This window comes from Actinophytocola sp., assembly GCF_045807065.1.
GTDB lineage: Bacteria > Actinomycetota > Actinomycetes > Mycobacteriales > Pseudonocardiaceae > Actinophytocola.
Genome location: NZ_JBJMIE010000507.1, coordinates 1 through 8,990 on the forward strand (window position 1 = coordinate 1; position 8,990 = coordinate 8,990).

The 8,990-nt window shown below is 69.1% G+C and carries 9 protein-coding genes and 1 pseudogene; 8 read left to right on the plus strand and 2 right to left on the minus strand.

The window, feature by feature from the left end; all coding sequences use genetic code 11:
- Positions 1–298 (minus strand): annotated as a pseudogene (locus ACJ73U_RS29830) (phosphoribosyltransferase); the annotation flags it as partial.
- A gap of 364 nt (positions 299–662) precedes the next feature.
- Between ACJ73U_RS29830 and ACJ73U_RS29835 the strand changes: the two are divergent.
- The 8 genes from ACJ73U_RS29835 (at position 663) to ACJ73U_RS29870 (ending at position 7,996) form a co-directional block, all read left to right on the plus strand.
- The gene (locus ACJ73U_RS29835) at positions 663–1,778 is read left to right on the plus strand and encodes a cytochrome P450 (RefSeq protein WP_407781055.1); all 1,116 of its coding nucleotides are present in this window, start codon (positions 663–665) and stop codon (positions 1,776–1,778) included.
- A gap of 172 nt (positions 1,779–1,950) precedes the next feature.
- Positions 1,951–2,280, plus strand: a complete 330-nt coding sequence (locus ACJ73U_RS29840) for a hypothetical protein (RefSeq protein WP_407781056.1) — start codon at positions 1,951–1,953, stop codon at positions 2,278–2,280.
- 105 nt (positions 2,281–2,385) lie between these two features.
- On the plus strand, positions 2,386–2,697 hold the full coding sequence (locus ACJ73U_RS29845) for a hypothetical protein (RefSeq protein ID WP_407781057.1): 312 nt from the start codon (positions 2,386–2,388) through the stop codon (positions 2,695–2,697).
- A 40-nt stretch (positions 2,698–2,737) separates the two neighbouring features.
- Positions 2,738–4,495, plus strand: coding sequence for a hypothetical protein (locus ACJ73U_RS29850; protein ID WP_407781058.1), 1,758 nt, complete (start codon positions 2,738–2,740; stop codon positions 4,493–4,495).
- A gap of 75 nt (positions 4,496–4,570) precedes the next feature.
- Positions 4,571–4,840, plus strand: coding sequence for a hypothetical protein (locus ACJ73U_RS29855; protein WP_407781059.1), 270 nt, complete (start codon positions 4,571–4,573; stop codon positions 4,838–4,840).
- 719 nt (positions 4,841–5,559) lie between these two features.
- Positions 5,560–6,456 carry a 3-hydroxyacyl-CoA dehydrogenase family protein gene (locus tag ACJ73U_RS29860; RefSeq protein ID WP_407781060.1) on the plus strand — a complete coding sequence of 299 codons (897 nt, stop codon included), beginning with the start codon at positions 5,560–5,562 and terminating at the stop codon, positions 6,454–6,456.
- Entirely contained in the window at positions 6,453–7,622 is a 1,170-nt protein-coding gene (locus tag ACJ73U_RS29865) for an acyl-CoA dehydrogenase family protein (protein WP_407781061.1), read from the plus strand. Before ACJ73U_RS29860 ends, ACJ73U_RS29865 begins: the two co-directional genes overlap by 4 nt.
- Complete coding sequence (locus ACJ73U_RS29870; RefSeq protein WP_407781062.1) at positions 7,622–7,996, plus strand: hypothetical protein; 375 nt, start codon at positions 7,622–7,624, stop codon at positions 7,994–7,996. Before ACJ73U_RS29865 ends, ACJ73U_RS29870 begins: the two co-directional genes overlap by 1 nt.
- A gap of 83 nt (positions 7,997–8,079) precedes the next feature.
- On the opposite strand, the gene ACJ73U_RS29875 is transcribed toward ACJ73U_RS29870, so the two are convergent.
- Positions 8,080–8,883, minus strand: a complete 804-nt coding sequence (locus ACJ73U_RS29875; protein WP_407781063.1) for an SDR family oxidoreductase — start codon at positions 8,881–8,883, stop codon at positions 8,080–8,082.
- Positions 8,884–8,990: the final 107 nt, after the last annotated feature.

Consider the following 8,990-nt stretch of genomic DNA (forward strand, 5'->3'; position numbering starts at 1 on the left):
ACTCGGGAACCGGGGGCTCTTCGGAAACATCGCGATCGAGCGGCCACGCCAGGAGATACGGTAAGCCAGAGGCGATCGCCACGGCAATCGTGGGAATGATGCCGCTTGTGCCCAGCCCGATGAGAACCTCCGGAACGACACCGGGTCGATAGTCAAGCCATGCCGCCCACAGCGCGCTTCCGGTAACCAGCAGTCGGTGCGGACTAACGGGCTGGTCCATTCCGTCGAGTTCGTGCCACATCCGCGTGGCCGGCCCTTCCAGCGGGAGGTCCACGGGCAGAACCCGGCGTGCCCGCATGTCGATCTCCCCCGGAGTCGCCGCCCCACCCACGCAGGTCACGATCCAACTCCCCCTTCTCGGTCAGCACGCCGGTCGCCCCGCGTGGGCATTCCCTGGCGCCTCTGCCCGGGTGATCAACAGCGGCCCCCCTGTTCCAAATCACCGCGAGTTCACGCTCTCAGCGGGCCGGATGAGAAACATCCGCCAACTGACCCATGTTCCGCCCGCGGCCGACTGGAAGGCTGGAGCCGTGCCTCGCAACGGGTCCCAGGCGTCAGCGGACGTGTCAAGCCCCCACCCCCTTCCCCTGCATCGCATCGTCGCGCCGTCCCTAGGGCCGCCGCGACCGCTCACGCTGCCCGCCGGTGCGCCGGTCTGGCATGTGACCAGGTACGAGGACGTGCGGAGGGTGCTCACCGACCCACGTTTCACCCGGGTCGGCATCTTCGGCACCGGGGCGGACGAGGAGCTGATCGAGGCGCCGAACGTGATGACCGAGGAACGCAGCATCCTCAACGTCGACGCCGCGGATCACTACCGGCTCCGGCGTTTGGTGCAGCGTGCCTTCACACCACGGCACATCGCGACCTGGCGGCCGTGGGTGGCGTCGGTGATCGACGACCTCGTCAGCGCGCTCGTCAGCGCTGGTCCGCCGGCCGACCTCGTGCCCACCTTCACCACGGCGCTGCCGATGCAGGTCATCTGCCGGCTGATCGGGGTACCCACGGCGGATCAACCCCAACTGGAGAGTTGGGGAGAGCGTGCGATGGCGCTCTCGGCCTTCTCGGCCGAGGAGGTCCGCTCGGCGATGAACGAGTTCGCCGACTACATCACCGACCTCGTCGCCGCCCGGCGCGCCCAGCCCAGTGACGACCTGCTCACCAGCCTGATCACCGCACGTGACGACGGCGACGCCCTCACCGACATCGAACTCGTCAGCCTGGTCCGCGACCTGATCGTCGGTGGTCATGAGACCACCATGACCGCCCTGGGGAATTCGTTGATCGCGCTCCTGGACGACGATCGACGACGCTGGCAGCAACTCACCGCGGACCCCGACCTGGCCGGCGCCGCCGTGGAGGAACTCCTCCGCCGAGTGCCGATCGGGGACGGCATCACCGAAGCCGGCCTGCTGCGCTGCACCACCGAGACCGTCGAGCTCGGTGGTACCACGCTGCCAGCCGGCTCGATGGTGGCCGCGGGCATCATGTGCGCCAACCTCGATCCGGCCGCCTTTCCACAGCCGGACGAGCTCGACATCACCCGGCAACCCGCGACACCGATCCTGACCTTCGGCTTCGGCCCCCACAACTGCCTGGGCGCCTGGCTCGCCCGGCTGGAACTCGAGCTCAGCCTCCGGCACCTGGCGACCAGCCTGCCGACTCTGCGCCTCGACACCGCCGTGGACCAACTGACCTTCACCGACGGTCTGATGACCCGCGGACCCGTCAGCCTGCCGGTCACCTGGTCCCAACCACACGACAGAGCAACCGCATGAGACTGCGATCGACGGTGACCCTGGTAGGAAAGACGCGGAAGAAGGTGACGCCATCCCCCGTAGGCGGACCCCGCACGAGCTGGCCGGTGCCACCGAGGTGTTCCCGCCGGGACGGACAGTTCGAGGACACGGCCGCGAACCAGGTCAGCCGCGCGGCATACGGGGGCCACCGGTGACGGCGACCGACGAGGCGATGACCGAGTTCCCCGAACTGCAGCGGCTGGCCGACTTACGCAACGCGGGCTGGCAGTTCATCCCCATCACCACCGACGGCGAAATGGTCGAGCTGCGAGGCTTCCGCACCTGGCCGGACAACTGGACGGACGCGATCGCGGTGCGATTCACCACCGACGCGGCGGGAATACGCTGCACCCCGTCCGGCAGCGTGGTGTGGCACCGCGAGGGCTACCTGACCGACGTGATCAACGGACTGCTCACCCTGCCACCACGAAGCGACCCGGCCGCGTCGCGCCTGACCCTCCGCACCACACCGGAACCGTAGATGCCCTAGGGACCGGCCAGGTGATCAATGCACCCTCGCTGTTCGACGTCGTCCGCGGGCGCCCCGGTCTGGTTCCGGGGTGGTGCGGTCACTACAGTCTGGCGGATGACTCGTTCGGCCGCGTTCGAGCGGTTCTTGGCGGGGGTGACCGCACCAGTCAGGCTCACGAGGGACTCCATCGAGGAAATTCCTCATGTTGGTGCGATCTTCGACCTCGTCGGTGAGGAGCGGATCGAGGCGGAGGACATCCTCATCGCGAAGCTCGCCACCGGCGATGGCCGCGCGGCAGGCGCACTGGTCGAGGCTTGTTGTTTCCGTGCTGTTCCGGCCTTCGAGCCGTTGCGGGAACTTCTCGGTTCAGCCGAGGGACACGCGCGGGGGGAGATCGAGTCCGTTCTGGCCACCCTGACGAGGTGAACGCCACGCCGGGGACCTCCGTGTTGCGTAACGTAGTCTCGTGCTTACCACACTGGACGCGTTGATCGGCGGCGTCGTTGCCGCCCTTATCGCCGCCTGGGCCACACTCCGGACACGCCGACCGCGCAAATCGCGGGTGGAGTTGGTGGACGTGTCTCTCCTGCCTTCAGACACCACCAAGGCCGACAAGGACAATCCCCCCGTCCTCGATGTCAAGGTCCGCAACATCGGGGGCCAGCCGGCCGTCTTCAAGCGGATGGTCGTGCACGTTCACCAGGCGGTTCGGTTCGGTGACACGACGATGCCGACGCCCCACGACGCCGGCCCCGGGTTGGTCGGGGCCCCTTTGGAGGCGTCGGCGACCTACGACGTCGCGCTGCCGAGTCCCGAGGAGGCCACCGACGCGCGGATCACCACCACTCTCTCGCAGGTGGTCGATCACGGGGACGCCGACCGGTTTCTGGTCCGGCTGGCCCGGCCCTACATCCACGACATGGTGGCCTACCTGCTGCACCTGGAGATGCTGTACGACGGCAACGACCAGAAGGTGACGTCATGCCCCCTGGCGGTGGTGTTCCCGCAGCGTGTCGTCATCGCCTCGGCGGCGGAGATCGGGCGTGAGATCCGCCGTTTCCAGCAGACGGTCAACGAGGTCCGCCAGGCGATTGACCGGGAGGTGGTGGCCCGTGGGCTGCCCGCCCCCGATTGGCTCACCGCGCCCCCCAGGAACCGTGACGAATTGCCACGTGGACTCGTGTCCGTGGACGGTAACGGCAATATCTTCGACAGCGGGGAGAACGGCGTCTACATCGTCAACGAGAATTTCTGGAATCCAGAACGTGCGATCCACCGCTATCTGGACAGCATTGAGGAGCGATACCGGAAAGTCGTCGAGATCAGCTCCGTCGATGTTGTGCACGAACTACTGCGTGACGCGCTTCCCCGCATCCACGCCACCCTCGCCCAGCTTCCCGCGCTCCACACAGACCTCAGTGCGCCGCAGAAGGCGGTCGCGACCCAAGCGTCCGGTCCCAGCAACAACCCGGACGCCACCGGCGAGCTTGTCCAGTTGCTGGGCGGACAGCGCGTCCTGAATGAGTTGCGGGCACGCGCCAACGCTGGCAACGAAGAGATCGCGCGCCAATTGCCCAACGCTTTCCGGCTCGCTGAGAAAGTACAACGGCTGGGCCCCAAGAGTCCGGACGCACTCGATGACAGGAACAGGCTAATCCAGTGGTGGATGACCTTTTCCGAGGACTGGTCCGGCGCTACGGCGGCCTGGGCCGAACTCGTCCAAGATCAGTTGCCTGTCTACGGCAAGGATCACTCCCAAACCTTGCAAGCCCGGCACTTCCTGGCCAAGTGCCGGGGGGAGGCGGGGGACGCCAGCGCAGCGGCGGCGGCGTTCGCCGACCTTGTCGCCGACCGGGCACGAGTGCTGGGTCCCGATGATCCCCACACCCTTGACAGCCGGCACGAGCTGGCGCGGTGGCGCGCGATGGAGGGGAACCCTGCCGCTGCTGTCGAGGCATTCACCGATCTCGTCGCGGACCGGCAACGGATCCAGGGCGCTGACCATGAGCGCACGTTCGATGCCAGGTACAACCGAGCCTATTGCCGCGGGAAGGCCGGGGACGCCGCCGCCGCTGTCGAGGAATTCGCCGAACTCGTCCAGGACCTCACCCGAGTGCTGGGCGCCGACCACCCCACCACCCTCCGCGCCCGGCACGCACTGGAGTTCTGGCAAGACCAACCAGACCCAGAAGACGCACGTGGCCAGCAGCGATCAGAGGCATGACACTCAAGCGCACGTGGCGAGCTGACGGCAGGCAGGTGAAAGCGATGTGAAAGACCACGTGGCTAGCTTGGCGGCGTGAAGAAGATCATCGTTGCTGTCACCATATTGGCATCGTCCCTGCTCGGCGGCGTTGTGCCCGCTGCCGCGGCCACGGACACCGGGGACGCTGGTGTCGCGCAAGTCGCTACACAGGGACCGTTCTACTACTACGACTACTACACCAGGGAGGAGTGCCAGAACTCCGGGACGGAGAACTCGCGGCAGTTCGGCTGGGTGGACTACGACTGCGACCGTGACAACAACATCCAGGGCCGTCAGTGGCTGCTGTTTTTCTACACCCGCTGACCACTGAGCTGAGCCCACGTTCCGCATCGGCAACCGCCGCGGAAGCGTTCCGAGGAGCACCGGTCACCGGGGGAGAACCGCGGCGGAGTCTCATCCAGTCGGCATTCCGGGGCCGCGATTCGGTGCCGTAGCGCCAGGATCTCCACGCCCTTGTCCCGATCGCTGTGGATCAGCGGCAGGTAGGTGGGTGCGTGCGGATCCGCTCGTCGACGGTGTGGGCCGGGAACGGGCTCGCGGCTGTGGCAGCGGACCGCACCTACGAGACCGACATGGTCCTCATGCGCGGCCCGCGGCGGCGCATGAGGACCGGTGGTCCCCTTCCGGTCCCTCACCGAGGCGCTGCTGTCGCTGGGTCCGCGTGGACCCGGACATCGACGTCGCCGCGCTCCGGGTGGCGGCGATGCGCAGGTGCCGCAGTCGGGGGTCCGTCAGTTCCGCAGTTGGTCGCGGTTGTTGACCTCGCTCACGGCTCGCGGTTAGCGTGCGTCGACCGAGCACAGTGGACCGTACCGTTCCTGGTTCTCGCACACGGGGCCGGAACACGCATCGGTGCAAGGCGAGCCGGGGGTAGTACCCCGGCACCGTCGACCGCGGACGCGGCAGGCACTCGATCGATGTCGGTTGCGTGGCCGCAGCCTCGGGCTAGACGGCCGACTTTGGCGCGGTTGGCGAACTCCCCGCGTGCCGCTCGCCGGCATGCGCGATCAGAAGGACCCGAATTGGACACCTCTGCGCGCACCATCGGTGTCGTCGGCGCCGGCTGCATCGGCGCGACCGTCTGTGCCGACCTGGTGTTGCACGGCTTCCAGGTCGTCCTCGTGGACATCGACCCGGCCGCGCTGGACCGGACACGCGACGTCGTGACCGAGGCGGCGCGCTTCGGACACTTCCTCCGCCCCGGACTGTCCGCCGCGGAGCCGGCGGACGCCGTGGCCGCCGTCACCGGCACGACCGATGTCGCGGCGCTCGGTGACTGCGAGTTCGTGGTGGAGAACGTGGTCGAGCACTGGCCGACCAAGCGGAGGCTCTACCAGGAGCTGGATGCCGTGTTGCCGGCAGGCGTGGGCATCGGCGCGAACACCTCCAGCATCCCGATCGGCCGGCTGGCTGGGGAGACCACGCGGCCGGAACTGGTGGTGGGCATCCATTTCATGAACCCGGCGCATCTGATGGACGCCGTCGAGGTGATGCGCGGCGCGCGGACGTCGGAGGAGTGCCTGAGCTACGTCCGCTCCCTGATGTCCGGACTGGGCAAGGAGATGATCGTCGTCGGCGACTCGCCCGGGTTCGTCAGCAACCGGCTCTCCCACGTGTTCTTCAACGAGGCCGCTCGCCTGGTCGAGGAGGAGGGCGTGGCGCCGGAGGTGGTCGACCAGGTGTTCCGGCGCTGCTTCGGTCACCGCATGGGCCCACTGGAGACCGCGGACCTGATCGGGCTGGACACCGTCGCGCTCACGCTGGACCACCTGTACGACAGCTATGGCGACCCGCGCTTCGCCTGCGCCGGCCTGCTGCGCGAACTGGTGGCGTCCGGGCGGGTGGGGCGCAAGTCGGGCCGGGGTTTCTACCGCTACGACAACCAGTCCACGAACGCACCGGGCGGGGAACAGGGATGACGGCATCGGTCGCGACGACGATGGATCATCTGCTGACCCCCGCGGCAGCCGAGCACCACGCGCGGCTGTGCGAGCTCGTCGGGGACAGCTGGCGGGGCGACGCCGCGGCGTGGGACCGCGCCGGCCGGTTGCCTGCCGAGGTTCTCCGGTGGTGCGCGGAGCAGGGCCTGCTGGGTGCGCCACTGCCGGCGGAGGCCGGTGGCGGCGGCTGGAACATGGTGCGGACCGGGCTGCTGTACGAGGCGCTCGGCCGCGTCGGCGCCTCACTCGCGTCGCTGGTGAACGTGCACGGGATGGCCGCGCAGACGATTGCGCGGTGGGGCAGCGAGGAGCAGCACCGCACGGTACTGCCGGACCTGGCCACCGGCCGGCGGATCGCCGCGATCGCGATGACGGAGCCCGGCGCGGGCAGCGACCTCGCCGGAATGACCACCACACTCGACGCCCGCGACGGCGGACTGGTGTTGAACGGCACCAAGGTGTTCATCACGTTCGGCGGTCAGGCCGACGTGTTCCTGGTGTTCGCGTACGCGGACGGCGGCGACGTGGCGTGCCTGGTCAACCGGAACACCCCCGGCCTCACCATCGAACCGATGGGGGACGTGCTCGGGCTGCGTGCCGCGTGCCTGGCCCGCCTGGAGTTCCGCGGGTGCCGCGTCGACCCGGCGGCGCTGGTCGGCCGGCCCGGGTTCGGTCTGGCCGTGCTCGCGCCGCACGCGCTCGAACACGGCCGGCACGCCGCCGCCTGGATGGCCGCGGGCATGCTGCACGAGGTCTTCGCCGCGACCGCGCGGCACGCCCTGGCCCGCCATGCCTTCGGGCGTGCGCTGATCGACCACGGCCAGATCCAGTCGATCGTGACCAGGATGGGCACCGACCTGGAGGCGGCGCGGCACCTCTGCCTCGCGGCGTCGGAGGCGCTGGACGCCCGCGATCCCGCCGCGGGCGACCGGGTGCTGGCCGCGAAGTACTTCGCCTGTCGCGTGCTGGCCGACCATGCCGAGGCCGGCGTGCAGGTGCTCGCGTCCAGCGGGGTGCTGGAGTCCTCGGTGACGGCGCGGACGTACCGCGACGCCAAGGTGCTCAATATCATCGAGGGCACCACGCAGGTGCTCGAACGCATGCTGGCACCGCGGCTCGCCGCGTCCGTGGGGCGGGACGCCTGATGGCGACCGTCGTCCTCGTCCCCGAGGTCTGGGCCGCGGCGTCGGCGGATCCGGACCGGACGACGGCACTCGGCCGCGCCGCGGCCGCCATCGCGGTGTCCTGTGCCGACATCGCGGAACCGAGTATGTCCGAGCCGGACGAGGACGGCTTCACGGTCGCCGCGCGGCCGAACGAGTCCGTCGCGGAACTCGCCACCCGCCGCACCCCTGTGCCGATCGAGAACGCCGGCCAGGCCCAGATTGGCGCTGGGGGAGGGGGTGGTCGTCGCCGAGCACCCGGACGAGGTGATCGTGGGTGCGCTCACACGGCGCACACCGCGCGCCTGATCCTGGAACCCGCGCGGACGAGGTCGTCAAGGTCACCCCACCACTGACCGTCGCGGCAGCCGGCCTGGCGCGGGGAACGTCCATTCTGGACAGTTCCGTCGAATGGACTCGACCGGGGCTCCGGGGTTGGTCATGGGCCGGGGTTCATGTTGAGGCCGCCATCGACGTTCATGTTCACGCCGGTTATCCAGCCGGCCGCGTCGGAGCACAGGAACACCGCGGCGAGCGCGATGTCGTCCGGCGTGCCCAGCCGGCCCATCGGCACCATGTCGACTTTGTCGGTGAACGCCGAGGTGTCCGAGTCGTGGCCCAGCATGTTCGACGCGACTCCCTGGGTGGGTACCGGGCCGGGCGCGATCGAGTTGACCCGGATCCCGTACTTGCCCCATTCGCTGGCCCAGGAACAGCTCAGCGACACGATGGCGGTCTTGGCGGCACCCGCGTGCGAGAACCCGGCGAACCCCCGGTCCGCGCCGGGAATGCTGAGTGACAGCACCGCGCCGCCGCCACCGTCGATCATGTCCGGCAGGAACTCGCGCGTGACCGTGAAGGTGCCCATCAGGTCGGTGTCGAACACCGCCCGCATCGCCCGGCCGGTCATCCGCTCCGCCGGCATCCGGAAGTTCGCCGCGGCGCTGTTGACCACGATGGACACGTGACCGTACCGGTCGCGGACGAAGTCGTGCAGCCGGGCGACGTCGACCTCCTCCCGCACGTCACAAGGCAAGCTGGCACAGAGCCTGCCGGTTCGTTCGGCCAGGTCCCGCTCGGCCGCGGCGAGCCGGTCGGCCGAGCGGGACGTGATCACCACGTCCGCGCCGACGCGTGCCATGGCGGTCGCGATGGCCAGGCCGATGCCACTGCCACCGCCGGTGACCACCGCGGTCCGGCCGGTGAGCAGGTCCGGGGCGAAATAACTGTCCACTGTGGTCATGCGAGTGTCTGCTCCAGGCGTCTGGCGAACAGGACGGGGGTCGGGGCCTCGAGGAGGTCGGTCAGCGACACCGGCACCGCGGTCGTGTCGACCACGCGGCCCAGCAT